The sequence below is a fragment of the Streptomyces sp. KLMMK genome (genome assembly GCF_036961605.1).
Classification (GTDB): Bacteria; Actinomycetota; Actinomycetes; order Streptomycetales; family Streptomycetaceae; genus Streptomyces; species Streptomyces telluris.
Genome location: NZ_JBAMDC010000029.1, coordinates 1 through 22,591, shown reverse-complemented (window position 1 = coordinate 22,591; position 22,591 = coordinate 1). Strand labels below are relative to the sequence as shown.

Sequence of the window (22,591 nt, the reverse complement as noted above, 5' to 3'; positions counted from 1 at the left end):
GGGCCTCAGCCTTCGAGGAAGGAGGTGAGCGCGGCGGCCAGCAGGAACGGGTCGTCCGCGCCGCACAGCTCCCGCGCCGAGTGCATGGACAGGCAGGCCACGCCGATGTCGACGGTGGCGATGCCGTGCCGGGCGGCGGTGATGGGGCCGATGGTGGTGCCGCAGGGCATGGAGTTGTTGGAGACGAAGTGCTGCCAGGGCACGCCCGCGCGCTCGCAGGCGGCGGCGAAGACGGCCCGGCCGCTGCCGTCCGTGGCGTAGCGCTGGTTGACGTTCACCTTCAGGATGGGGCCGCCGTTGGGCACCGGGTGGTGGCCGGGCTCGTGGCGCTCGGAGTAGTTGGGGTGGACGGCGTGGCCGGTGTCGGAGGAGAGGCAGATCGTGCCGGCGAAGGCGCGGGCCTTGTCCTCGTACGTCCCGCCGCGGGCGAAGACGGATCGTTCCAGCATGTTTCCGAGCAGCGGGCCCTCTGCGCCGGTGTCGGACTGGCTGCCGTTCTCCTCGTGGTCGAAGGCGGCCAGCACCGGGATGCACGGCAGCCCCTCGGAGCCGACGGCGGCGATCAGCGCGGCCGTACCGGCGTGCACGGACAGCAGGTTGTCCATGCGCGGGCCGGCGAGGAGCTCCTCGTCGCGGCCGAGGTAGGCCGGCGGCTCGACGCTGTGGACCATCAGGTCCCAGCCGGTGATGTCCTCGGCGGCCAGACCGGCCTCCTGCGCGACGAAGCGGATCAGATCCCCCTCGCGCGGCTCGCCCAGGCCCCAGATCGGGGTCATGTGACGCTGCTTGTCGAGCTTGAGGCCGTCCTGGTTGACGCCGCGGTCGAGGTGGATGGCGAGCTGCGGCACGCGCAGCAGGGGCCGGTCCACGTTGACGAGGCGGTGGCTGCCGTCCCGCAGCGAGACCCGGCCGGAGAGGCCGAGGTCGCGGTCCAGCCAGGTGTTGAGCAGCGTGCCGCCGTAGAGCTCGACGGCGACCTGGCGCCAGCCCGCCGCACCGGTGTCCGGCAGCGGCTTCACGCGCAGGTTGGGGGAGTCGGTGTGCGCACCGACGATCCGGAAGGGGGTGGCGGGCGTCGCGCCCTCCGGCACGTACCAGGCGATGATCGCGCCACCGCGCGTCACGTACTTGCCGCCGGTCGTGCCGTCCCACGCGTCGGTCTCTGCGACCTGACGGAAGCCCGCCTTCTCCAGCCGCTCCGCGGTGTTGGCCACCGCGTGGTACGGGGAGGGACTGGCGGCGAGGAAGGACATCAGGTCGTCGGTGTGGCCGCGGTCGAAGCGGTGCGCAGAGCTCATGCGCCCAGAATAAGGATCAGGGCAAGAGCCCGGGCGCTGGTTTACGCCCGGGCTCCTGCCCCATCGTTCACACGGGCCTCAACAGCCCTTTTTCGTCAGTCTCGTCGGATCCGCCGGATCAGAACGCGGCCTCGTCGAGCTCCATCAGGGAGTTGTCGACGCCCTCGGCGAGCGCGCGCTCGACGGAGACGCGCGGCAGGATGTCGGTCGTGAAGAACTTCGCCGCCGCGATCTTGCCGGTGTAGAACGCCTTGTCCTTGGCGGAGGCGTCGGCGAGCTTCTCGGCGGCCACGGCCGCGCCCTTGAGCAGCAGGTAGGCGACGACGACGTCGCCGGAGGCCAGCAGCAGGCGGGTGGTGTTCAGGCCGACCTTGTAGATGTTCTTGACGTCCTCGCCGGTGGCGGTGAGGTCGGTGATCATCTTGCCGACGATCGCCTCCAGGTCGACCGCGGCCTTGGCGAGCGCGCCGCGGGCGCCGGCCAGGTCCTCGCCGCCGGCCTCGGTGGCCAGGAACTTCTTGATCTCCTCGGAGAGGGTGTTCAGGGCCTGGCCCTGGTCACGGACGATCTTCCGGAAGAAGAAGTCCTGGCCCTGGATCGCCGTGGTGCCCTCGTAGAGGGTGTCGATCTTCGCGTCGCGGATGTACTGCTCGATCGGGTACTCCTGCAGGTACCCGGAGCCGCCGAAGGTCTGCAGCGACTGGGCGAGCTGCTCGTAGGACTTCTCGGAGCCGTAGCCCTTGACGATCGGCAGGAGCAGGTCGTTGAGGCCGTGCAGCGCCTTGGAGTCCTCGCCCGCGGCCTCCTTGACCATGATCTCGTCCTGGACGGAGGCGGTGTAGAGCACGAGGGCGCGCATGCCCTCCGCGTACGCCTTCTGCGTCATCAGCGAGCGGCGCACGTCGGGGTGGTGCGTGATGGTGACCTTGGGCGCGGTCTTGTCCATGAAGTTGGCCAGGTCCGGGCCCTGCACGCGCTCCTTGGCGTACTCCAGCGCGTTGAGGTAGCCGGTGGAGAGGGTGGCGATGGCCTTCGTGCCGACCATCATCCGGGCGAACTCGATGATCATGAACATCTGGCGGATGCCGTCGTGCTTCTCGCCGATGAGCCAGCCCTTGGCGGGGTGCTTGTCGCCGAAGGTCATCTCACAGGTGTTGGACGCCTTCAGGCCCATCTTGTGCTCGACGTTGGTGGCGTAGACGCCGTTGCGCTCGCCCAGCTCACCGGTCTCGAAGTCGAACTCGTACTTCGGCACGAGGAAGAGGGACAGGCCCTTGGTGCCCGGGCCGGCGCCCTCGGGGCGGGCGAGGACGTAGTGGAGGATGTTCTCCGCCATGTCGTGCTCACCCGAGGTGATGAAGCGCTTGACGCCCTCGATGTGCCAGGAGCCGTCCTCCTGCTGCACGGCCTTGGTGCGGCCGGCGCCCACGTCCGAGCCCGCGTCGGGCTCGGTCAGCACCATGGTGGAGCCCCACTGCTTCTCCACCGCGATCTTCGCGATGTGCTTCTGCTGCTCGGTGCCCTCGTCGAAGAGGATGCCGGCGAAGGCCGGGCCCGAGGAGTACATCCAGATGGCCGGGTTGGAACCCAGGATGGACTCGGCGTAGGCCCAGATCAGCGAGCGCGGGGCGGTGGTGCCGCCGATCTCCTCCGGGATGCCCAGACGCCACCACTCGGCGTCCATGTACGCCTGGTAGCTCTTCTTGAAGGTGTCCGGAATCGGGGCGGTGTTGGTCTCGGGGTCGAAGACCGGGGGGTTGCGGTCGGTGTCCGCGAAGGAGTCGGCCAGCTCGTTCTCCGAGAGGCGCGTGATCTCCGACAGGATGTCCTTGGCGGTCTCGACGTCCATCTCCGCGAACGGGCCGGAGCCGTACAGCTTGTCGCGGCCGAGGACCTCGAAGAGGTTGAACTCGATGTCGCGGAGATTCGACTTGTAGTGGCCCATGACAACGGCTCCGTAGTGACTGGGAGGACGAACCCTCAAATACGTACCGGGCAGTAATCTGCATGATGCTACCCACCGGTAATAAGACGCAACCCCTGTTCGACCTACTGTGACCAGTCTCAATCGACGGGGTCGGGGCGAGCGGGCGCCGGTCCGGCGGAGATTGGCCGCCCGTGCCCCGGACGCGGCGTACGCCGCTACGCTTTGGCCCATGTACGGCTACGACCAGAACGCGGGCACGCAGGGTTACGCGCCGCCACCGCCGCCGCAGCAGCCCGGCGGTCCCGGTGTCTACGGCGAACAGCCGCTCTACCCGGAGCCGTCTCCTCCGTCGCTCGCCGACGCGGTGCGGGCCTTCACCACGGGGTCGATGTCCGCGGAGGACTTCCAGACCGTCTTCTCCACGTCGAAGGTCTACTGCCCGCGCGGCGACAACCCGGGCTTCCTCGCGCTCCACAACACCCAGCAGCCGGTGATCCCGATGTTCACCTCGCTGAAGGAGCTGCGGCGGTACGCGGGCAAGGAGTCGAAGTACTTCGTCATCACGGGCGCGGAGGTGATCGACCTCCTGCCGACGGGCTACGGCTTCGTGCTGGACATCGAGGGCGACCACCGGATGGTGTTCGACGCGAAGGCGGTCGAGCAGATGGTGGACTTCACGATGCGACGGCTCTACGGCTGACGCCGGCGGGGCGCCGGGCCCCCGCCCGGGGCTCGGGGCTCGGGGTCAGGGCTCAAGGTTCAGGGCTCAGCCCTTGCCCGTCGCCCTCCGGTAGAGGGACTCGGCCTCGTCGCCGAAGTACGAGCTGTACGACGTCTCCTCGTCGCCGCCCTCTTCGTGACCGCCTACGACCCCGTTGATCGTGCCCAGCCCGGTCGCGGGGTCGACGTCTGTCAGGAACGGGCCGCCGCTGGTGCCGTTGGGCATGTCCGCGCAGTCGAAGCGGAGCTGGGTGGGGCTGTGGGTCTGCGTGCGGTTCTGGCAGGAGACCGGGCGCTCCTCGCCCACGGGGTAGCCGATCACCCGTGCCGGGCGGTCCGCCGGCGGCCGGAAGCGTATCCGCTCCGCGCCCGTGACCTGCTCGATCGGCTTGCCGTCCCCGTCCGGCCGGCGCACCCGCAGGAACGCCACGTCGTGGTCCGGGTCGCGGTCGGCCGCCCATTCCGGAGCGATGTCCACCGACGTCGGCACCCAGACCCCGTACGGGGCGACGCCGTCGCGGTAGCCCGGGACGAAGGCGATGTCGGTGCGGAAGCCGTCCAGGTAGACGCAGTGCGCGGCGGTGACGATCAGGTCGCCCGCGGGGCTGTGGACGACGCTCGCGCTGCAGCCGTGCCCGGGCTCGCCCTGGCCCGTGTAGAACAGCGGGCCGACGGCGGGCGAGGCCGGGGCCTCCGTGGCGCGCAGGGGCTCGGAGGCGGGGAGAGGGTCGGTCCTGCCGCTGCCCGCGGGCTTGAGGGGGGCCGTGTTCGTCTCGGTGCGGACGGCCGACCGCATGGCCTGCGCGGTTTCCTCCCCCTTCTCCTCCGGCTGGGCGAAGTGGCCGGAGGCGTCGCCGTCGGCCACGGGGGAATCCGTCGCGAGGCCGTGGTTCGCCACGACGACGCCGAGTCCGGCCAGCGCCACGACCGCGGCGACGAAGGCGGTGACGGCGGCCGGGCGGGGGCCGGTGGCGTTGTGGCGCATTGATCCAATGTCCATGATCCGCGGCGGGAGCGACCGCGCGGATCCGTCGTGGGGCCGGGCTCGCCATCCCCATGGCATTCGCCGTCGCATCCGCCATGGCGTCCGCCGCGGGAATGCGGGAGTCCTTGCAGGTTGTTCATCCTTCAACTAAATTGAACGGTGAACGAACCGAGGAGGTCGTCATGCCAGCAGTGACCGTCGAGAACCCGTTGACCCTGCCGCGGGTCTCCGCCCCGGCGGGCGCCCCGCAGCGGCCGGTGCTGTACGTCGGCACGGCTCCGACGGGGTTCGAGGGCGAGGGATTCCCCGTGCGCAGGGCCTTCGCGGGGATCAATTACCAGTACCTCGACCCGTTCATCATGATGGACCAGATGGGCGAGGTGGACTACGCCGCCGGCGAGCCCAAGGGCACCCCCTGGCACCCGCACCGCGGGTTCGAGACGGTGACCTACATCATCGACGGCACCTTCATCCACCGGGACTCGCACGGCGGCGGTGGCGTCATCACCGACGGCGACACGCAGTGGATGACGGCCGGCTCCGGGCTGCTGCACATCGAGACGCCGCCGGAGGAGCTCGTCACCAGCGGCGGCCTCTTCCACGGGCTGCAGCTGTGGGTGAACCTGCCCCGCGAGGACAAGATGATCGCCCCGAAGTACCAGGACATCCGCGGGGGCAGCGTCAGGCTGCTGGCCTCCGAGGACGGCGGGTCGCTGGTCCGGCTGATCGCCGGCGACGTGGCCGGGCACGAGGGGCCGGGCGCGACGCACACGCCCATCACGATGATCCACGCCTCCGTGAGCCCCGGCGCGGAGCTGACGCTCCCGTGGCGCACCGACTTCAACGCCCTGGCCTACGGGCTCGCCGGGCACGGGTCGGCGGGCGCGGAGGGGCGGCCCTTCGCGATGGGGCAGACCGTCGTCTTCGGGCAGGGCGACTCGGTGACCATCCGGGCCGGCAAGAAGCAGGAGTCCCGGACGGAGAACTTCGAGGTCGTGCTGCTCGGCGGGCGGCCGATCCGCGAACCGATGCAGCACTACGGGCCGTTCGTTATGAACACCCACGCCGAACTGGCCCAGGCCTTCGACGACTACCAGGCGGGTCGCCTGGGGGTCATTCCGGCGGCGTAGCCGCCGCTCGCGGCGGGGGATCGTGCGGGCTCCTAGCCCGCCACCCCCACCTCCACCTCCACCTCCACCGCTTCCTTCTCGTACAGCTCGAACCAGATGTTCTTGCCCTCGCCCCGCGGGTCCACCCCCCACGCCCCGGCCAGGAGCTCCATCAGCACCAGGCCGCGCCCCGACGAGGCCATCTCCCCGGGGTGGCGCCGGTGCGGCAGTTCGTCGCTGCTGTCCGAGACGTCGACGCGGACGCAGCGCGCGCCCCGGTCGCCGGTGATCCGGGCGATCAGCACCGCGTCCCCGTCCGTGTGGACGAGGACGTTGGTGACCATCTCCGAGACCATGAGGACGGCGGAGTCGACCTGGTCGCCGTCCGGCCAGTCGTGCATCAGGTCGCGGACCTGCTGCCGCGCCTCGGCGATGCGTTCCGGTTCGGCCTGGGCGATGGTGAGGACGGTGCGCCGTACGGGCCGCGGTACGGCCGCGGGCTCGGCGCCGGCCGCCCTGACGGCGCGGGCGAGCAGCAGGACGGCGATGTCGTCCTCGCGCCGGTCCAGGAGCGGGCCGGTGGTGTAGTACGAGGAGGGCCCGTGGACGGCCTGGACGAGGGCGTCTGCGAGCGCCTCCAGGTCGCCGTCGGGCTCGCCGCCGGTGCAGGCCCTTGTCAGGTCCAGGGGCTGTCCTTCGATGACGCCGCGCAGCCGGTCCCACCCGCTGTCCAGGTCGTGGCCGCCGGTCTCGATCAGCCCGTCCGTGCAGACGATCATCGTCTCGCCGGGTTCGAGGATCAGCCGCGTCGTGGGGTAGTCGGTGTCGGGATCGATGCCGAGCGGCAGGCCGCCCGCGGTGTTGCGGACGAGCATCGTGCCGTCGCCGAGCCGGATGGCCGGGTTGGGGTGGCCGGCGCGGGCGATGTCGAGCCGCCCGCTCTCGGGGTCGACCTCGATGTACAGGCAGGTCGCGAAGCGCGGCTCGGCCTCGTCGCCCTCGGTCTCGGAGGCGTTGATCCCGGCCAGGAAGCGGGAGGCGCGGGAGAGGACCGCGTCGGGGTGGTGTCCTTCGGAGGCGTAGGCGCGCAGGGCGATCCGGAGCTGGCCCATGAGCCCGGCTGCCCGTACGTCGTGGCCTTGGACGTCGCCGATGACGAGCGCGATCCGGCCGAGAGGGAGCGGGATCATGTCGTACCAGTCGCCGCCGACCTCCAGTCCGCCTCCGGTGGGCACGTAGCGTGCGGCGACGGCCATGCCGGGGATGTCCTGCTGCAGGGTGGGCATCATGGACCGCTGCAGGCCGACGGTCAGTTCGCGCTCGGACTCGTGCACGCTGGCCCGGCTCAGGGCCTGGGCGAGCATCCGGGCCACCGTGGTGAGCACGGACCGCTCGTCGGGGGTGAAGGACACCGGCACGCTGAATCCGGCCATCCACGCCCCGATGATCTGGCCCGCGTTGATCAGCGGCAGGAACGCCCAGGACTGCCGCCCGAAGTGCGCGACGTCCTCCCATGCCTCGGGGAAGCGGCGCTGGTAGTCCTCGGGGGCGGGCAGGTAGATGGCCCGGCCGGTGCGGATGACCTCGGCGGCGGGGTAGGCCGCGTCCATGGGCAGGTCCAGAAACGGTTCTGCGCTGCCCGGCGTGTACCCGTGGTGCCCGATCACCCGGACCCGGCTGCCCTCCCCGCTGAAGACCGCGAGGCCCGACGGCTCGAAGCCCGGCATCGACAGCCCCGCGGCCACCCGCAGCACCTCGGCGGTGGAGCGGGCCTCCGCGAGCGCCCGCCCCGCGTCCAGCAGGAACGCCTCCCGGTTGCGCCGCCAGTCGCCCGTGATGGTCGTCTGCGCCGCGGACGTCCCCGCCTGCGGCTCCGGCACCTCCTGCAACGTCCCGACCATGGCGAAGTCGAGCCGCCCGGCGGCCGCGGCCCGCAGCTGGGGACGGGCCCGGCTGCGCACCGTCCGCAGGATCCGCCCCTCCTCGTCCACCACCCGCATCCGCGCCTCGGCGAGGGTGCCCTCCGCCACGGCCAGGCTGATCACGCCCATGATCTCCACCCAGTCGACGGCGTGGAAGCGGGCTCTGACGGCGGATTCCGTCAGCTGCGTACGGGTGGCCGGGAGCCCCAGCAGCCGGGCGGCCTCGGCGTCGAAGGTGGCGATGCGCGTGGCGTCGTCCCAGTGCCACAGGCCGGTCGCGGTGGCGGCCAGTACGTCCTCGGTGCGCATTGCCCCACTTTATGCAGGTCTCCGCAATGGGTACCACCGAAGGTACGGTGGGCGGATCTTCACAAGCGCGCAGTACCCTTGCTCCCGTGTTGTATGCACGCCAGCCCTGTGCCGCAGGTACGAGCCCTGTGCCGTAGGCGGGCTGGCCCACGCCCTCGATCACGACTTGGATGAACGATGCATCGGTACCGGTCCCACACCTGCGGCGAGCTCCGTGCGGCTGACGTCGACACCGACGTGCGACTGAGTGGCTGGCTGCACAATCGGCGCGACCTGGGCGGCATCCTCTTCATCGACCTCCGCGACCACCACGGCCTGGTGCAGCTCGTGGCCCGTCCCGGCACCGCCGCCAACGAGGCCCTGAGCCACGTCACCAAGGAGACGGTCGTCCGCATCGACGGCAAGGTCGTCAGCCGCGGTGCCGACAACGTCAACCCCGAGCTGCCCACCGGTGAGATCGAGGTCGAGGTCTCCGCCGTCGAGGTCCTGGGTGCCGCCGAGCCGCTGCCCTTCACGATCAACGCCGAGGACGGGGTGAACGAGGAGCGCCGCCTCGAGTACCGCTTCCTCGACCTGCGCCGCGAGCGCATGCACAGCAACATCATGCTGCGCTCCGCCGTCATCGCCTCCATCCGCGAGAAGATGACCAACCTCGGCTTCAACGAGATGGCGACCCCGATCCTGTCCGCCACCTCTCCCGAGGGCGCGCGCGACTTCCTGGTGCCGTCCCGTCTGCACGCCGGCAAGTTCTACGCCCTGCCGCAGGCCCCGCAGCAGTTCAAGCAGCTGCTGATGATCGCCGGCTTCGACCGCTACTTCCAGATCGCGCCGTGCTTCCGCGACGAGGACGCCCGCGCCGACCGCTCGCCGGGCGAGTTCTACCAGCTCGACGTGGAGATGTCCTTCGTCGAGCAGGAGGACGTCTTCCAGGTCATCGAGAAGGTCATGACCGACCTCTTCGAGGAGTTCGGCAACGGCCGCCACGTCACCTCGCCCTTCCCGCGGATCCCCTTCCGCGAGGCCATGCTCAAGTACGGCTCCGACAAGCCGGACCTGCGCGCCAAGCTGGAGCTGGTCGACGTCTCCGACGTCTTCGAGGGCTCGGAGTTCAAGGCCTTCGCCGGCAAGCACGTCCGCGCGCTGGCCGTCCCGGCCACCGGCGACCAGCCGCGCAAGTTCTTCGACGGCCTCGGCGACTACGCGGTCGAGCAGGGCGCGAAGGGCCTGGCCTGGGTCCGCGTCGGCGAGGAGAACACCCTCACCGGCCCGATCGCCAAGTTCCTCACCGAGGAGAACGTCAAGGCCCTCGCCGAGCGCCTCGGCCTGGAGCCCGGCCACGCGATCTTCTTCGGCGCGGGCGAGTTCGACGAGGTCTCCAAGATCATGGGCGCCGTGCGCGTCGAGGCCGCCAAGCGCGCCGGCCACTTCGAGGAGAACGTCTTCCGCTTCTGCTGGATCGTCGACTTCCCGATGTTCGAGAAGAACGAGGACACCGGCCAGATCGAGTTCTCGCACAACCCCTTCTCCATGCCGCAGGGCGGCCTGGAGGCGCTGAACACGATGGACCCGCTGGACATCCTGGCCTGGCAGTACGACATCGTCTGCAACGGCACCGAGCTGTCCTCCGGCGCCATCCGTAACCACGAGCCCGACGTCATGTACAAGGCGTTCGAGATCGCCGGTTACAGCAAGGAGGAGGTCGAGAAGGAGTTCGGCGGCATGCTGCGCGCCTTCAAGTTCGGCGCCCCCCCGCACGGCGGCATCGCCCCGGGCGTCGACCGCATCGTGATGCTCCTGGCCGACGAGCCGAACATCCGCGAGACCATCGCCTTCCCGCTCAACGGCAACGCGCAGGACCTGCTGATGGGCGCCCCGAGCGAGGTCGACGAGGCCCGCCTGAAGGAGCTCCACCTGTCGATCCGCAAGCCGGTCGTCAAGTAGCACGCACGTCGGCGCCGCTGCGTGCTGAGCCCCCGCGCCGTCCTCGGCGCGGGGGCTCACGCGTGTCGTCAGTAGCCCGTCGCGCCGTCCGTGCGCTCGCGCAGCAGGTCCGCGTGCCCGTTGTGCCGCGCGTACTCCTCGATCATGTGGAGGAAGATCCAGCGCAGGGAGACCTCCCTGCCCTGCACCGTTCCCACGGCGTTGAGCGACAGGGGCGCGTAGGCGGCCCGGGCCCGGGCGATCTCCTCCTGCCACACGGTCACGGCCCCCGCGAGGCTCGCGTCCGGCGCGACGGCGAGGCCCGCATTGGCGTCGCCCAGGTCCTCGGCGGTTCTCGCCTCGCCGCCCGCACCCGGCCCGTACAGCGGCGGCGCCGCCTCGCGCTGGAGCACTCTGCGGAACCACTGCCGCTCCACCTCGCCCATGTGCTGCACGAGGCCCAGCAGGCTCAGCGCGGACGGCGGCGCCGCCGGCTCCCGCGCTTGCACGTCGGTCAGACCGTCCACCTTGCGCGCGAGGGTGGCGCGCTGGAAGTCCAGCCAACTCTCCAGTGTGGTGCGCTCATCGGCCGTCAGGGGTGGGATGGCCCGCTCTGTCGTCACCATGACGGCAGTGTCACATGAGCGCGGTCACCATGGGCAGCTTCGGGCAGCATCCCGCAGCGCTGTGCACCGCCCGCGACAGCTGCCGCCGCGTGATCGCCGGCCGCCACAGCACGGAGTGCACGCCGTACTCCGCGACGGCCATCAGCTCGCTCTCCCCGAGCTCGTCCGCGACCAGCACCACCGGCGCCTCGTCCGCCCGCGTCAGCCGCCGCACGGCGGCCGCCGCAGCCGGGTCGTCGGCCCCCATGAGGACGAAGCCGACATCCCCCGCCCCTTCCCCGGCGTCTCGCCGCATCACCTGCACCTCGGGCAGTACGGCCCGCACCTCCCGGGCGAACCGGGCCCGCGCCAGCTCGTCGGTGGCATACACACTGATGGTGATCGGCTTCTTGAACACTGGTCTTCCTCGTCTTCCCGGCTTCCCCCGTGCGGTGTGACTCCAGCCTGGTCCCCCGGCCTCAACGGACGATTACCGTTCCATCAACGGGCACGCACGGCACGCACGGAGGGCCCGGAACCTCCTCGGTTCCGGGCCCTCGGCTGCTGCTCTGCGGGTGACTAGGCCGCCGGCTCCTCGCCGCCGCCGAAGCGCTCGCGGTAGGCCTCCAGGTCGTCCTCGGTGATCTTCGCGAAGAGCACCGGCGGGACGCTGAACGCCGTACCGGCCGGGACGAAGGACAGCGAGCGGGCCTCGTCCTTCGTGACCCACGTCCGCGCGTCGTCATCGAGGTCGAACACGAAGCGCAGGGCCGCCGCCGTCTGCGGGATGAACGGCTCCGAGATCACCGTGTACAGGTGGATCAGGTTCATCGCCGTGCGCAGCGTCAGCGCCGCGGCCTCCGGGTCGGTCTTGATCTCCAGCCAGGGGGCCTTCGTCTCCAGGTAGGAGTTGCCCGCGCTCCACAGCGTGCGCAGGGCCTGGGCGGCCTTGCGGAACTGCATGGCCTCCATGTGCTCCTCGTACTCCTGGAGCAGCTGGGCGATCTCGCGGCCCAGGTTCGTCTCGGCCTCGCCCGCCTCGGAGCCGGCCGGGACGGTGTCCCCGAAGCGCTTCTTCGAGAAGGACAGGACGCGGTTGACGAAGTTGCCGAAGACGTCGGCGAGGTCCTTGTTCACGGTGGACGAGAACAGCTCCCACGTGAACGACGTGTCGTCCGACTCGGGGGCGTTGGCCATCATGAAGTAGCGCCAGTAGTCGGCGGGCAGCAGCTCCAGTGCGTCGTGCGTGAAGACGCCGCGCTTCTGGGACGTGGAGAACTTGCCGCCGTAGTAGTTGAGCCAGTTGAAGGCCTTGACGTAGTCGACCTTCTTCCACGGCTCGCGGGTGCCCAGCTGGGTGGCCGGGAACATCACCGTGTGGAAGGGGACGTTGTCCTTGCCCATGAACTGGGTGTAGCGGACGTCCGTCGCCTCGTACCACCAGGACTTCCAGTCCCGGTTCTCCGGGTCCTGGCCCGCCCACTCCTTCGTCGCGCCGATGTACTCGATCGGGGCGTCGAACCAGACGTAGAAGACCTTGCCCTCGGCCGCCAGCTCCGGCCACGTGTCCGCCGGGACCGGCACGCCCCAGTCCAGGTCACGGGTGATCGCACGGTCGTTCAGGCCCTCGGTCAGCCACTTGCGGGCGATCGAGGACGCCAGGACCGGCCAGTCCTTGCCGTGCTCGTCGATCCACGCCTCGACCTCGCCCTGCAGCTTCGACTGGAGGAGGAAGAGGTGCTTGGTCTCGCGGACCTCCAGCTCGCTGCTGCCGCTGATCGCCGAACGGGCGTCGATCAGGTCCGTCGGGTCCAGGACGCGCGTGCAGTTCTCGCACTGGTCGCCGCGGGCCTTGTCGTAGCCGCAGTGCGGGCACGTGCCCACGATGTAGCGGTCGGGCAGGAAGCGGCCGTCGGCGAGGCTGTAGACCTGGCGGATCGAGCGCTCCTCGATGAACCCGTTCTTCTGCAGCTGCCGCGCGAAGTGCTGGGTGATCTCGTGGTTCTCCGGCGAGGAGCTGCGGCCGAAGTAGTCGAAGGACAGCGCGAAGCCGTCGTAGACCGCCTTCTGCGCGTCGTGCTGCCGCGCACAGAACTCGGCCACCGGCAGGCCCAGCTCCTTGGCACCCAGCTCGGCCGGGGTCCCGTGCTCGTCGGTGGCACAGATGAACAGCGTCTCGCGACCGGTCTGGCGGAGGTACCGGGCGTACACGTCCGCCGGGAGCATGGACCCCACCATGTTGCCCAGGTGCTTGATCCCGTTGATATACGGAAGGGCGCTGGTGATGAGGTGTCGAGCCATTTCGGCTGCTCCCTGGTCGCGGGCGTATATGGAGGCCTTTAGCGTATCCGAGCGACCGGGTGGGACCGCGCGCCGTTTCTTCAGGCCATCCAGGCGCGCCAGGGCCGGGTGATCACCTCCCGGTAGGTGTGGTGGGAGGGGTTCCGCCCGGCGTGCGCGAAGGTCCATGCCTGGGCGTCGGACGGGTCCTCGCCCGGGCCGGAGCGCTCCTCGCAGACGGCGCACTGCATGGCGTACGTGACGGGCTCGGCGTCGGGCTCGCGGTCGGGGGTGAGGGTCCAGATGCCGAAGCGGTAGACGCTCCGCGGGGGATTTTCATTACTCACGGCGTATAGATGCCCAGAGGGGCGTAGCGTGACGTGTTACGAGATGGATACGGTCGGTGATGTGCGGAATCTCTGGCCAGAGGGTATGTCATCTGTAACAGGGGAGGGTGTGGACATGGGCGAGGTTTTCCTTCCGGTCAACCATCGGTATCTCGGAAACCAGTTCATGATGTGGCGCCAGGAGGCTGGACTGTCACGAGAGGAAGTGGCTGAGGCCGTCGGCTATTCCGCGGAAATGGTGCGGTCCGTGGAACAGGGGCGACGGGCGTGTCCGCCGAGAATGGCGGAGATCGCGGATGAGCTGTTCGGTGCGCGGGGGAAGTTGAAGGCGGGTCTCTCGTATCTGACGCGGGACAAGATCCCCAACCGCTCCCGGGATTTTATGGAGAGTGAGGCCATCGCGATTTCGTGGCGGTCACTGGAGGGCCTGCTCATCCCAGGGCTGCTGCAGACCGAGGAGTACGCGCGCACGCTCATGAGCGGCGTGTGGCCTCCGGCGCCCCCGGAGATGGTCGAGGAGAGGCTGGCGGTGCGCATGGACCGTCAGAAGCAACTGAGGGCCAGGCCCACGGTTCCGTTCGGGTTCGTGGTCTTCGAGGCGGCATTGCATGTCCCGCTGGGTGGCGTCGAGGTGCAAAAGCGGCAACTGCTGCACTTGGCGGAAGCAGCAGAACTGCCCAACGTTACGTTTCAGATCTTGCCCTTCGCGCAAGCTGTGCCTAGCGTGCTGAACGGAGGGATGGTCTTTCTGGAAATGCCGGAGCTCAGGCGAGTCGTCTACGTGATGGGGCAGTCCATGACTGAGCTGATCACGGAGCCGAAGGACGTCAGCAGCCTGGAGCAGAGGTGCGCGAGGATTTCTGCACAGGCTCTCGGGCCCGAGGACTCCGTGAAATTCATCGAGCGGATGGTGGACAGACTGTGATTTACCAATTGGCGTGGTTCAAGTCCAGCTACAGCGATGATGAGGGTGACAACTGTGTCGAGGTAGCCGATGGGCCGCGGGGTATACACATACGGGACTCAAAACAAAGGTCCGGCCCCCAACTCGCCGTAGGCGCCACCGCCTGGGCGGACTTCCTTACCTACATCGCCGCAGCGTAAAGCCACCCGCCGTGGCGGGGATCCGTGCGCCGTGTGCGGGTCAGAACAGGCTGGCAGCAGGGCGAGAGGTGGGGGGCTCGGGTCCGGAGCGTCGGCGGTGCGGCCGGTGGGAGGCCGGCCGCCGTACTCGCTACGAGTGCGACGCCTTGGTGAGGGTGCAAACGCCGTCCTCGCACTGGCGCTCCAGACGGCCGAGGGAGATGGTCTGCGCCAGGCCGACCATCCAGCAAGTAGGGCAGCCCCGGAAGGGGATCAGGGCCAACGGGGCCGCCAGCAGGGTGGCCGGGCCGGCGACGGGGACCAGGGCGATCGAGCCGATGATCAGGCCGACGCCGATGGCGCCGCGCGCCAGATGCCGCGGGACGGACTTGCTGGCGAAGTTCGAGACGTTCACGGTGTTCACGGTCGTGAGACTCCTCCGGCTGGTTGGTCTGTCGCTGCCAGAGCGTCACGCAGTGCTGCGCGTGCTCTGTGCAGCCGCGACTTCATCGCGGCGCTGCTCAGACCGAGCGAATGGGCGACGGTCCTGCCGGGCAGGCCCTGTACGTCCCGCATGATCAGGACCTGCCGCTGGTCACGGGGAAGGAGGCTGACCGCAGCCGCGATGCGCTCCGCCTCCAGCCTGTGCAGCACCGCGTCCTCGGCGGAGGGTTCCGCAGCCGGCTCCGGTTCGGCTGTCGCCTCGTCGCTCCGCGAGACGAGCAGCCGTACCTGCCGGAGGCATTCGTTGCGCACGATCCGGAACATCCATGAGGCAAGCGCACCAGTGGCCCGCAGAGTGCCGATCTTCCGGTAGAGGATGATCAGCGCCTCCTGCGCCGCGTCCTCCGCGTCCTGCGGTGAGGAACACAGCGATAGGGCGAATCTGCGGACATGGGGCTGCGATTCCATGACCACGGTGGTGAGCGAAGTGACGTCGCCGTCCTGAGCGGCCTTGATGAGCCGCTCGTCCGGCCAAGTGAAGCGTTGGTTCATCTGGGACTCCTACCCGGGAAGCGCCCTACGGGCAGGGTGCTGGTCAGCTTCGGCCCTTGTAGCGCCGCATCAGGTGCCAGCTGCACGCGCCGACGAGCAGGGCTCCGATCACTACGAGACTGGTGACCATCATTGGTGGTTCCTCCCGGTTCTGCCGGTCCGTTCGGCCGGTACGCAGACAAGAGGCGGGGAGACCCGAAAAGGATTCGCCTTCAGCCGAAGTCGGCCAAAGTGCACCTCAGCCACATTTCGCCTAGTGCCTCCGCACCACCCCTGACACTCTGCCGCGGTGCTGCGTATTCACTTCACGGACACCGATCTCCTGAACACCCGTGTCGCGACCACGCCCGACCCCCAGTGGGAACTGGTGCTGAGCCTGCGGCACTTACGAAGACGGGTCGTGCCGCCGCGCTACGCGGACTGGCACCGCGATGTCCTCGCACGGCTGCCGCACCCCCGCCCGCCCGAGGCGTACCGGGAAGTCGCCATCGCCCCGTACTGGGAGGACATCCGGTCCAGCGTCGACGGCGACCGCGCCCTGCGGATCCGGGCGCTCCTCGACGGCGGGGTCAAAGGGCTGCTCTGCAGCTATGTGCCGACCATGCGGTGGGTGCCGCCGACGCTGCACGTCCGTAGCGCCCTGGACCGGGACTACGAGCTTCGCGGCCGGGGGCTGCTGCTCCAGCCGTCGTACTTCTGCCACGGCGTGGGGCACCTGCCCGAGGGCGCGAACCCCGACGCGCCGCCCGTCCTGGTCCACCCGGCCGCTCAGCCGCAGTCGGACCCCGCCGGTGACAAGGCGCTGGCCCGGCTCATGGGGGCGACCCGCGCCGGGATTCTGATCGCGGCCGGGACGGCCTGCACCTCGGGGGAGCTCGCCCGCCGCGTGGGCGTCTCCGCGCCGACGGTGAGCCATCACCTGTCGGCCCTGCGGGACGCGGGCCTGCTGCGCACCGTCCCGCACGGAACGAGCGCGCTGCACGTCCGTACCCGTACGGGTTCCGCGCTCGTGAATTCGAGCTGCGAGTTTCGATGAGGCTCGAAGGCGCTGTCCTTTCTCCCGGCCGCCGGACAGGATGGCGCCTGAAACCGAAACGCTTCCTGCTCCTGCAAACACACGAAACAGGAGGGCTTTGGTATGCGATTCAAGCGTCTGGCCGTGGCCGGGGCGATTGCCGTCGCCACCGCGGGTTCGGGGCTTCTGGCCACCTCGCCGGCATCCGCGGCGACGGACAGTTTCACGCAGAGCTGCTCGACCGGCTATGCGTGCCTGTTCTACTACCAGAACTACACCGGGGCGATCCACAAACAGGCCCACAGCGACGGGAACTACCGGGACAACAACTTCGTGTCGAGCAGCTCGACGCGAGGCAGCGAAGGCTCGAACGCGACCGTGCGGAACAACGCGGCGTCGGTCGACAACTGGGACTTCAACAGCGCCTTCACGGTCTACTCGCTGCCGAACTACCAGGGCGCCCACCAGCGCATCGCGCCCGGCGGGTCCGCGAACCTCAACAACCAGCTGCGGAACAACAACGAGTCGGGCCGCTTCGGGTGACCGAGGTCCCCTCGCGTAACGGGAGCCCCGTCCGTGACCACGGGCGGGGCGCCTTCACGGCCGCCCTCGTGGGCGTCCTCCTCGCGGTCGCGGGGTGTTCCGGCTCCTCGTCCGGCGACAAGGTGCCGCAGCCGAGCGCCTTTCCCGAGATGACGTCCGCCGCTTCCCACTCGCTCCCCATCGACCCCTACCTCCTCACCCATGACCAGGCCGACCGCCTGGATGCCGCACAGCGCACCCTCGTGGAACGCTGCATGCGCCGTTTCGAGATCGCATATCAACCACCCACCCCTTCCACCCCCTTCCGGCCGAAGACCCGTACGCAGTACCGCTACGGCATCACCGATCCCTCCGCCGCCGCCCGCTACGGCTTCGCGCCGCCCGGCAGCCCGCGCGTCCCGCCCGCGCCGCCCGCGCCGCCGCCTTCTCTCTCCCCCGAGGCGACCGTCGTCCTCACCGGCACGGACGACCCCGGGGTCAAGCCCGGAACCGCCGCTGCGAAGGGCGGCCGACGCGTCAACGGGCGTACGGTCCCCGCAGGCGGCTGCACGGGCGAGGCCCGTTCCGCGCTGCGGGCGGACAACGCCGAGGCCGGGGGAGACGCCCCGGTCGCCGACCGGATCAACTCCGGGAGCTTCGAGCGCTCGCAGCGCGACCCGCGCGTGGTGCGCGTCTTCGCCCGATGGGCGTCCTGCATGAAGAAGCGCGGCTTCTCTTCGTACGACGATCCGCTCAAAGCCGCGGCCGACACGGCCTGGCGCACGCCGGAGCCGTCCGCGGAGGAGCGGGAGACGGCGGCGGCGGATGCGCGGTGCAAGGGGGAACACAACGTGGTGGGCGTCTGGTTCGCGGTCGACGCGGCGTACCAGCGGCAGGAGATCGACCGGAGCGCGAAGGAGCTCGCCGCGGTCAAGGCGGAGCTCGCCACCCGCCAGGAACTGGCCGGGGCTGCCCTGGGCACCCTCCCTCCCCGCCCCTAGGGTGGGCGGCCTGACCCGCACGTTCCGACGTCCGCTCCGTACCCAGGAGGGTTCATGAGCGTCCACGCCACCACCACGTACCTGGTCAGGAACGAGAAGACCGGGCTGTACCTGACGGTCCGGGGACTCAGCAGGCACGACGCCGCCGACATCGTCCAGGAGCCGCTCCACGACTGGCCGCAGCGCGCGAGCCAGGCGTGGCGCCTGGAGCCCGGGCAGGGCGGCGAGAACATCTACCGGCTGCAGAACCAGCACAGCGGGCGCTATCTGCAGGTGCGGCACTGCCGCAAGGACCCGGGCGCGCCGGCCGAGCAGCGGCACCTGGAGGAGAACGACCCCGCGTACCGGAGCCAGAGCTGGGAGATCCGGAACGGTGGCGGCGGCTGCCGGATCGTCAACGCCCACAGCGGGCTGGGACTGAACGTCCGCGGCCACTCGGCGGCCGCCGGCGCCGTCGTCGAGCAGCAGGCGGGGGGCGGGGGGAACGGGGACGAAGGGAACGGGGACGGAGGGGACGGGGACGAGGAGGACAAGGTCTGGCGCTTCGAGGCCGTGGAGCCGCGCGGGGAGGCGAAGCTCTTCCACGCGCTGGCGGGCACGGTCGTGGAGCCGAGCTCGCTCGGGATCCTGTCGACGCTCACCAATGCGCTCAAGGCCTCGCTGGAGACGTCCGGCGGGATCTTCGGCACGGTGTCGAAGTGGGTGCCGGGGAGCACCACGCCGTACATCGTCTTCGACGGCTTCCGCGGCGACGAGGTCGTCCGCTTCTCGCAGCGCAACCGGGTGGAGGCCGGGCCGCGGAAGATCAGCGAGCAGTTCCCGCACCTGCCGAAGGAGTTCCACGGCGGCTTCGACTTCGTGACGCGGGCGCCGGGGTGGAGCGAGCACCGGTACCTGGGCGTCAAGGGCGACCTGGCCGTCGAGTTCTCGGACCGGGGGAGCGGGGAGAGCCTGCGCAGCACCGACTTCCACTACCCGCGCGAGCAGCTGGAGCCGGTGATCGGCGGGGCGGTGAAGGCGGCGGTGCAGGGGACGCCGGACGGCCGGTACCACCTGGTGTTCGGGGAGAAGGGGGCGACGGCGCTGATCGACGTGGCGCGGGGGCCGGCGGCCGGGAAGCGGGGCGCGGACCGGCGCGACGTACGGCCGGTGCGGCTGGACCACCTGCCCGAGCCGTGCAGGCCCGACGCCATCGCTTCGGCTGCGGTGGGCGACGAGATGCACTTCTTCGCGGTCAAGGGCGATCAGTACCTCGTCTTCACCTTCCGAGAGGTGATCCACGGGCCGGGGAGGATCCTCGACGCGTATCCGTTCCTGCTGGGCCTGTGGGGCTGAGCGAACGGCCTCGCACGGGCCGTTGTGACCGGGTGGCGGGGGCTGCCCCTCCCGCCACCCGGTCCCCCTCCCTCTTCAAGGAAGCCTCGGTGGAAGTAGGCGACCTCAGTGGAAGCAGGCGGCCTCAGTGGAAGTAGACGACGTCGACCTGGCCGTCCGCCCGGTAGGAGAAGCCGGCTTCCCCGCTGCCCTCTCCGGGAGGGAGGGTGACGAAGTCGACGGCGTCCTGCAGGGATGCGAAGGTGCCCGCGTGGGACGACTTCACCTCGCCTTCCTCGCTGGGGACGGCTTCGTCGGGAACGGCCATGTGAGAGCTCCTGTACGCCTGTACGCCTATGCGCTGTATCCGAAGAGTGATCCTGCGATTACCAAGCGTAGTTGTTCGATCGGCGGACCGTAACCGGGCTCCAGGGGCGCGCGGAGGCATCCTCAGGGGCGCGAACAGCGCGTTCATGTCACCGCTATCCGGTCAATGGAGAGGTTTGCGAAACATGTCCTCCTGTACACCGCATCCTGGGAGGGGATGCGCTGCCGAAGGAGACGGACGAGGACATGCGGGTACTGGTCGCCGAGGACGAAGAGATACTGGCCGAGCTGATCGCCACGGGCCTGCGCAGGGCCGGGTTCGCCGTGGACACCGTCTACAGCGGTGACGCCGCCATCGCCTACCTCTCCCTCCACGACTACGACGTCGTGGTCCTCGACCGCGACCTGCCCCGCGTCCACGGCGACGACGTCGCCCGGCACCTCGTCGCCGACGGCTCCCGCACCCGCATCCTGATGGTCACCGCCGCCGGCTCGATGGAGGACCGGGTGGCCGGGCTGGACCTGGGCGCCGACGACTACCTGCCCAAGCCGTTCGAATTCCCCGAGCTGATCTCGCGGGTGCGCGCGCTGCGGCGGCGCAGCGCCCGGCCGGCGCCGCCGCTGCTGGAGAAGGCCGGGCTGCGGCTCGACACGGTGCGGCGGACGGCCGACCGCAACGGCCGGGACCTCGACCTCTCGCCCAAGGAGTTCGCCATCCTGCAGCTGCTGCTGGAGGCGGACGGGGCGGTCGTCAGCGCGGAGGAGCTGCTGGAGCGCGCGTGGGACGCCCACGCCGACCCGTTCACGGGCGCGGTGCGCGTGGCGATGAGCAAGCTGCGCGGCAAGCTCGGGGAGCCGGCGCTGATCCGCACGGTGCAGGGCGTCGGGTACGCGCTGTGAAGCCGGTGAGGCGGCCGTTCCTCACGGCCCGTACGCGCATCGCCGTGGCCTTCGGCGGGATCTTCCTCGTCCTCGGCGGGGGCCTCCTGCTCACCGTGAACCTGCTGTCGCGCGCCGGCACCCAGGAGCGGGCGACGACGATCGCGCGGCAGGCGGTGCCGCTCGAGCTCGTGCGGCCCGGGGAGACGGTGAACACGTGGACGGCGTACCGGATCTCCGGCGACGTCAGCGCCGCAGCCTCCCAGCAGATGGTCATGTGGTCGGCCGCGGCCCTGCTCGTGACGGCGCTGCTGGCGGTCGGCGTCGGGTGGTGGACGGCGGGCCGCTGCCTGCGCCCCGTCCAGGGTGCCTTCGAGAGCCAGCGCCGCTTCATCTCCAACGCCTCGCACGAGCTGCGCACGCCGCTGGCCGTCCAGCGCACGGCGATCCAGGTGGGGCTGGACGGGGACCCGTCCCCGGACGAGCTGGCCCACGTACGGACCACGCTCCTGGAGGCCAACCGCCGCTCCGAACGGCTCATCGACGGCCTGCTCCTGCTCGCCCGCAGCGACCGCGGCCTGGAGCGCCGCGACCCGCTCGACCTGGCCGACATCGTCGCGGAGGAGACCGGCGCCGTCGCGGGCCGCGCGGAGCGGGCCGGGGTGCGGCTGTCCGTGCGCAGCGAGCGGGCGCCCCTGCGGGGGAACCGGGTGCTGCTGGGGCAGCTGGCCGGGAACCTGCTGCGGAACGCGGTGGAGTACAACCACCGCGGCGGCGACGTGGACGTGCTGGTCGAGCCTGGCCGGCTGGTGGTGCGCAACTCCGGCCCGGTCGTGGCCGCGGCGGACATCCCGGCCCTCTTCGAGCCGTTCCGGCGGGGGCACGGCAAGGAACGGCTCACCGGCGGCACGGGCCTGGGCCTGTCCATCGTCCAGTCGATCGCCCGCGCGCACGGGGGGCGGGCCTGGGCCGTGCCGAACCGGGGCGGGGGGTTGCGGGTGACCGTGGAGATGCCGGAGCCGGGGCGGTAGCCGGAGGTCCCGGGGCGGTAGCCGGAGGTCCCGGGGCGGAACGCCGCCCCGGGACCTCTGACTCCTGGTGGTTCTCCGGTGTGGTTCTCCGGTCGTCAGTCCTTGACGATGCCCGCCGCCCGGGCCTCCTTCAGCCAGTCCGGGAACTCCACCATCAGCTCCGCGTAGAGCTGGGCTGCAGTCAGCGACTTCGGGTCGCGGCCCGCGTGGAAGAAGCCCGCGTTGTCGACGACGCGCTTCTCCGGCACGGGCAGGTCGTCCAGCTTGCGGAGGAAGTCGAAGCCCTTGCCCTCCGGGTCGCCGAAGGCGACGAACTGCCAGAAGATCGGCAGGTTCGCGCTCTCGCACAGGGCGCGTTCCGCGGCCGGCTTGCTGTACGGGCCGCCGTCCGTCTGGAAGATGACGAACGCGGGGGCCGTCGAGCCGGACTTCTTGTAGTGCTCGATCACCGCCTCCATCGCCCAGTGGTAGTTGGTGCGGCCCATGTGGCCCATGGAGGAGTGCAGTTCCCCGATGCGGCCCTCGTAGTTGCCGAGGTCGATCTCGGCCACGCCGTCGACGTCCGTCGAGAAGAAGACGACCGGGACCGTGCCGTCGTCGTCCAGGTTGGCGGACAGGCCGAGGGCCTGCTCGGCGAGGTGTTGCACCGTGCCGTTCTTGTAGAACTCGCGCATGGAGCCGGAGCGGTCGAGGACGAGGTAGACGGCCGCGCGCTGCCCGGTCAGGCCCTGCTTCTCCAGGGAGACGCCGGCGGCCTTGTAGAGGCTCACCAGTGCGGGGGCCGACTTTTCCACCTTCGTGAGGCTGATGGCGGGGCTCTGCGCGGGGGTGCCCTGGGCGGGCACGGTCTGCGCGGGGGCGTCCTGCACTGGGGTGTCCTGTGCGGGCACGTTCTGCGCCGGGACCGTTTGTCCGGGGACGGCTTCCGCCGGGGCTTCGTCGCGCGGCGGAAAGGCCGGGGCGGGCTCCGGCGACGGGCCCGGGGCGGGCTCCGGCTTGCG

Annotated in this window: 23 protein-coding genes; 11 read left to right on the top strand and 12 right to left on the bottom strand. The window is 70.2% G+C overall.

Annotated elements, in window-relative coordinates:
* Positions 1-5: 5 nt before the first annotated feature.
* Both V7793_RS08480 and V7793_RS08475 read right to left on the bottom strand, forming a co-directional pair.
* The gene (locus V7793_RS08480; RefSeq protein ID WP_336003819.1) at positions 6-1,298 is read right to left on the bottom strand and encodes a M18 family aminopeptidase; all 1,293 of its coding nucleotides are present in this window, start codon (positions 1,296-1,298) and stop codon (positions 6-8) included.
* Positions 1,299-1,416: 118 nt separating this feature from the next.
* On the bottom strand, positions 1,417-3,243 hold the full coding sequence (locus V7793_RS08475) for an acyl-CoA dehydrogenase (RefSeq protein WP_336003818.1): 1,827 nt from the start codon (positions 3,241-3,243) through the stop codon (positions 1,417-1,419).
* Positions 3,244-3,454: 211 nt separating this feature from the next.
* On the opposite strand from V7793_RS08475, the gene V7793_RS08470 reads away from it, so the two are divergent.
* Positions 3,455-3,925, top strand: a complete 471-nt coding sequence (locus V7793_RS08470) for an SseB family protein (protein ID WP_168091730.1) — start codon at positions 3,455-3,457, stop codon at positions 3,923-3,925.
* Positions 3,926-3,991: 66 nt separating this feature from the next.
* Here the strand turns inward: V7793_RS08470 and V7793_RS08465 are convergent, their stop codons facing one another.
* Positions 3,992-4,930: a trypsin-like serine peptidase gene (locus tag V7793_RS08465; protein ID WP_336003816.1), complete on the bottom strand. Its 939-nt coding sequence runs from the start codon at positions 4,928-4,930 to the stop codon at positions 3,992-3,994.
* Between the two features lie 182 nt (positions 4,931-5,112).
* Between V7793_RS08465 and V7793_RS08460 the strand changes: the two genes are divergently transcribed.
* The gene (locus V7793_RS08460; RefSeq protein WP_336003814.1) at positions 5,113-6,060 is read left to right on the top strand and encodes a pirin family protein; all 948 of its coding nucleotides are present in this window, start codon (positions 5,113-5,115) and stop codon (positions 6,058-6,060) included.
* A 32-nt stretch (positions 6,061-6,092) separates the two neighbouring features.
* On the opposite strand, the gene V7793_RS08455 is transcribed toward V7793_RS08460, so the two are convergent.
* The gene (locus V7793_RS08455) at positions 6,093-8,270 is read right to left on the bottom strand and encodes an ATP-binding SpoIIE family protein phosphatase (RefSeq protein ID WP_336003813.1); all 2,178 of its coding nucleotides are present in this window, start codon (positions 8,268-8,270) and stop codon (positions 6,093-6,095) included.
* A gap of 177 nt (positions 8,271-8,447) precedes the next feature.
* On the opposite strand from V7793_RS08455, the gene aspS reads away from it, so the two are divergent.
* Positions 8,448-10,211: an aspartate--tRNA ligase gene (gene aspS / locus V7793_RS08450; protein WP_336003811.1), complete on the top strand. Its 1,764-nt coding sequence runs from the start codon at positions 8,448-8,450 to the stop codon at positions 10,209-10,211.
* A 68-nt stretch (positions 10,212-10,279) separates the two neighbouring features.
* On the opposite strand, the gene V7793_RS08445 is transcribed toward aspS, so the two are convergent.
* The 4 genes from V7793_RS08445 to V7793_RS08430 all read right to left on the bottom strand — a co-directional run bounded on the left by V7793_RS08445 (position 10,280) and on the right by V7793_RS08430 (position 13,422).
* Positions 10,280-10,816, bottom strand: coding sequence for a DinB family protein (locus tag V7793_RS08445; RefSeq protein WP_336003810.1), 537 nt, complete (start codon positions 10,814-10,816; stop codon positions 10,280-10,282).
* Positions 10,817-10,826: 10 nt separating this feature from the next.
* A complete protein-coding gene (locus V7793_RS08440) occupies positions 10,827-11,213 on the bottom strand; it encodes a DNA-binding response regulator (protein ID WP_336003808.1) in 387 nt (128 codons plus the stop codon).
* A 161-nt stretch (positions 11,214-11,374) separates the two neighbouring features.
* On the bottom strand, positions 11,375-13,096 hold the full coding sequence (gene metG / locus V7793_RS08435; RefSeq protein ID WP_336003806.1) for a methionine--tRNA ligase: 1,722 nt from the start codon (positions 13,094-13,096) through the stop codon (positions 11,375-11,377).
* 80 nt (positions 13,097-13,176) lie between these two features.
* A complete protein-coding gene (locus V7793_RS08430) occupies positions 13,177-13,422 on the bottom strand; it encodes a DUF7848 domain-containing protein (protein WP_336003804.1) in 246 nt (81 codons plus the stop codon).
* A gap of 28 nt (positions 13,423-13,450) precedes the next feature.
* Here V7793_RS08430 and V7793_RS08425 point away from each other — a divergent pair, with 28 nt between their 5' ends.
* Together V7793_RS08425 and V7793_RS08420 are read left to right on the top strand one after the other, a co-directional pair.
* Entirely contained in the window at positions 13,451-14,347 is an 897-nt protein-coding gene (locus tag V7793_RS08425; RefSeq protein WP_336003802.1) for a helix-turn-helix domain-containing protein, read from the top strand.
* The gene (locus tag V7793_RS08420) at positions 14,269-14,526 is read left to right on the top strand and encodes a DUF397 domain-containing protein (protein ID WP_336003800.1); all 258 of its coding nucleotides are present in this window, start codon (positions 14,269-14,271) and stop codon (positions 14,524-14,526) included. The genes V7793_RS08425 and V7793_RS08420 overlap by 79 nt, the downstream gene beginning before the upstream one ends.
* A 130-nt stretch (positions 14,527-14,656) precedes the next feature.
* On the opposite strand, the gene V7793_RS08415 is transcribed toward V7793_RS08420, so the two are convergent.
* Both V7793_RS08415 and V7793_RS08410 read right to left on the bottom strand, forming a co-directional pair.
* On the bottom strand, positions 14,657-14,929 hold the full coding sequence (locus V7793_RS08415; RefSeq protein ID WP_336003798.1) for a hypothetical protein: 273 nt from the start codon (positions 14,927-14,929) through the stop codon (positions 14,657-14,659).
* On the bottom strand, positions 14,926-15,501 hold the full coding sequence (locus tag V7793_RS08410; protein WP_336003797.1) for an RNA polymerase sigma factor: 576 nt from the start codon (positions 15,499-15,501) through the stop codon (positions 14,926-14,928). The genes V7793_RS08415 and V7793_RS08410 overlap by 4 nt, the downstream gene beginning before the upstream one ends.
* Before the next feature lie 289 nt (positions 15,502-15,790).
* Between V7793_RS08410 and V7793_RS08405 the strand changes: the two genes are divergently transcribed.
* The 4 genes from V7793_RS08405 to V7793_RS08390 all read left to right on the top strand — a co-directional run bounded on the left by V7793_RS08405 (position 15,791) and on the right by V7793_RS08390 (position 19,374).
* On the top strand, positions 15,791-16,537 hold the full coding sequence (locus V7793_RS08405) for an ArsR/SmtB family transcription factor (RefSeq protein ID WP_336003795.1): 747 nt from the start codon (positions 15,791-15,793) through the stop codon (positions 16,535-16,537).
* A gap of 102 nt (positions 16,538-16,639) precedes the next feature.
* Entirely contained in the window at positions 16,640-17,059 is a 420-nt protein-coding gene (locus V7793_RS08400) for a peptidase inhibitor family I36 protein (RefSeq protein ID WP_336003793.1), read from the top strand.
* Positions 17,056-18,039, top strand: a complete 984-nt coding sequence (locus V7793_RS08395; protein ID WP_336003791.1) for a hypothetical protein — start codon at positions 17,056-17,058, stop codon at positions 18,037-18,039. Before V7793_RS08400 ends, V7793_RS08395 begins: the two co-directional genes overlap by 4 nt.
* A gap of 54 nt (positions 18,040-18,093) precedes the next feature.
* Entirely contained in the window at positions 18,094-19,374 is a 1,281-nt protein-coding gene (locus V7793_RS08390; protein WP_336003790.1) for an RICIN domain-containing protein, read from the top strand.
* A 124-nt stretch (positions 19,375-19,498) separates the two neighbouring features.
* Here the strand turns inward: V7793_RS08390 and V7793_RS08385 are convergent, their stop codons facing one another.
* Positions 19,499-19,681 (bottom strand): hypothetical protein, encoded by a 183-nt coding sequence (locus tag V7793_RS08385; protein ID WP_336003789.1) that lies wholly within the window; start codon positions 19,679-19,681, stop codon positions 19,499-19,501.
* Between the two features lie 245 nt (positions 19,682-19,926).
* On the opposite strand from V7793_RS08385, the gene V7793_RS08380 reads away from it, so the two are divergent.
* A complete protein-coding gene (locus tag V7793_RS08380; protein ID WP_168093589.1) occupies positions 19,927-20,580 on the top strand; it encodes a response regulator transcription factor in 654 nt (217 codons plus the stop codon).
* The gene (locus tag V7793_RS08375) at positions 20,577-21,590 is read left to right on the top strand and encodes a sensor histidine kinase (RefSeq protein WP_336003787.1); all 1,014 of its coding nucleotides are present in this window, start codon (positions 20,577-20,579) and stop codon (positions 21,588-21,590) included. Before V7793_RS08380 ends, V7793_RS08375 begins: the two co-directional genes overlap by 4 nt.
* A 95-nt stretch (positions 21,591-21,685) precedes the next feature.
* Here V7793_RS08375 and V7793_RS08370 read toward each other — a convergent pair.
* Positions 21,686-22,591 (bottom strand): vWA domain-containing protein (locus V7793_RS08370; RefSeq protein WP_336003786.1); only part of this gene is annotated, 906 nt, incomplete at its 5' end.

Excerpts from the sequence above, each read along its gene's own strand:
- V7793_RS08480 (WP_336003819.1), bottom strand. The coding sequence starts at position 1,298 with ATGAGCTCTGCGCACCGCTTCGACCGCGGCCACACCGACGACCTGATG.
- V7793_RS08475 (WP_336003818.1), bottom strand. The coding sequence starts at position 3,243 with ATGGGCCACTACAAGTCGAATCTCCGCGACATCGAGTTCAACCTCTTC.
- V7793_RS08470 (WP_168091730.1), top strand. The coding sequence starts at position 3,455 with ATGTACGGCTACGACCAGAACGCGGGCACGCAGGGTTACGCGCCGCCA.
- V7793_RS08465 (WP_336003816.1), bottom strand. The coding sequence starts at position 4,930 with ATGCGCCACAACGCCACCGGCCCCCGCCCGGCCGCCGTCACCGCCTTC.
- V7793_RS08460 (WP_336003814.1), top strand. The coding sequence starts at position 5,113 with ATGCCAGCAGTGACCGTCGAGAACCCGTTGACCCTGCCGCGGGTCTCC.
- V7793_RS08455 (WP_336003813.1), bottom strand. The coding sequence starts at position 8,270 with ATGCGCACCGAGGACGTACTGGCCGCCACCGCGACCGGCCTGTGGCAC.
- aspS (WP_336003811.1), top strand. The coding sequence starts at position 8,448 with ATGCATCGGTACCGGTCCCACACCTGCGGCGAGCTCCGTGCGGCTGAC.
- V7793_RS08445 (WP_336003810.1), bottom strand. The coding sequence starts at position 10,816 with ATGGTGACGACAGAGCGGGCCATCCCACCCCTGACGGCCGATGAGCGC.
- metG (WP_336003806.1), bottom strand. The coding sequence starts at position 13,096 with ATGGCTCGACACCTCATCACCAGCGCCCTTCCGTATATCAACGGGATC.
- V7793_RS08410 (WP_336003797.1), bottom strand. The coding sequence starts at position 15,501 with ATGAACCAACGCTTCACTTGGCCGGACGAGCGGCTCATCAAGGCCGCT.
- V7793_RS08400 (WP_336003793.1), top strand. The coding sequence starts at position 16,640 with ATGCGATTCAAGCGTCTGGCCGTGGCCGGGGCGATTGCCGTCGCCACC.
- V7793_RS08390 (WP_336003790.1), top strand. The coding sequence starts at position 18,094 with ATGAGCGTCCACGCCACCACCACGTACCTGGTCAGGAACGAGAAGACC.
- V7793_RS08385 (WP_336003789.1), bottom strand. The coding sequence starts at position 19,681 with ATGGCCGTTCCCGACGAAGCCGTCCCCAGCGAGGAAGGCGAGGTGAAG.
- V7793_RS08380 (WP_168093589.1), top strand. The coding sequence starts at position 19,927 with ATGCGGGTACTGGTCGCCGAGGACGAAGAGATACTGGCCGAGCTGATC.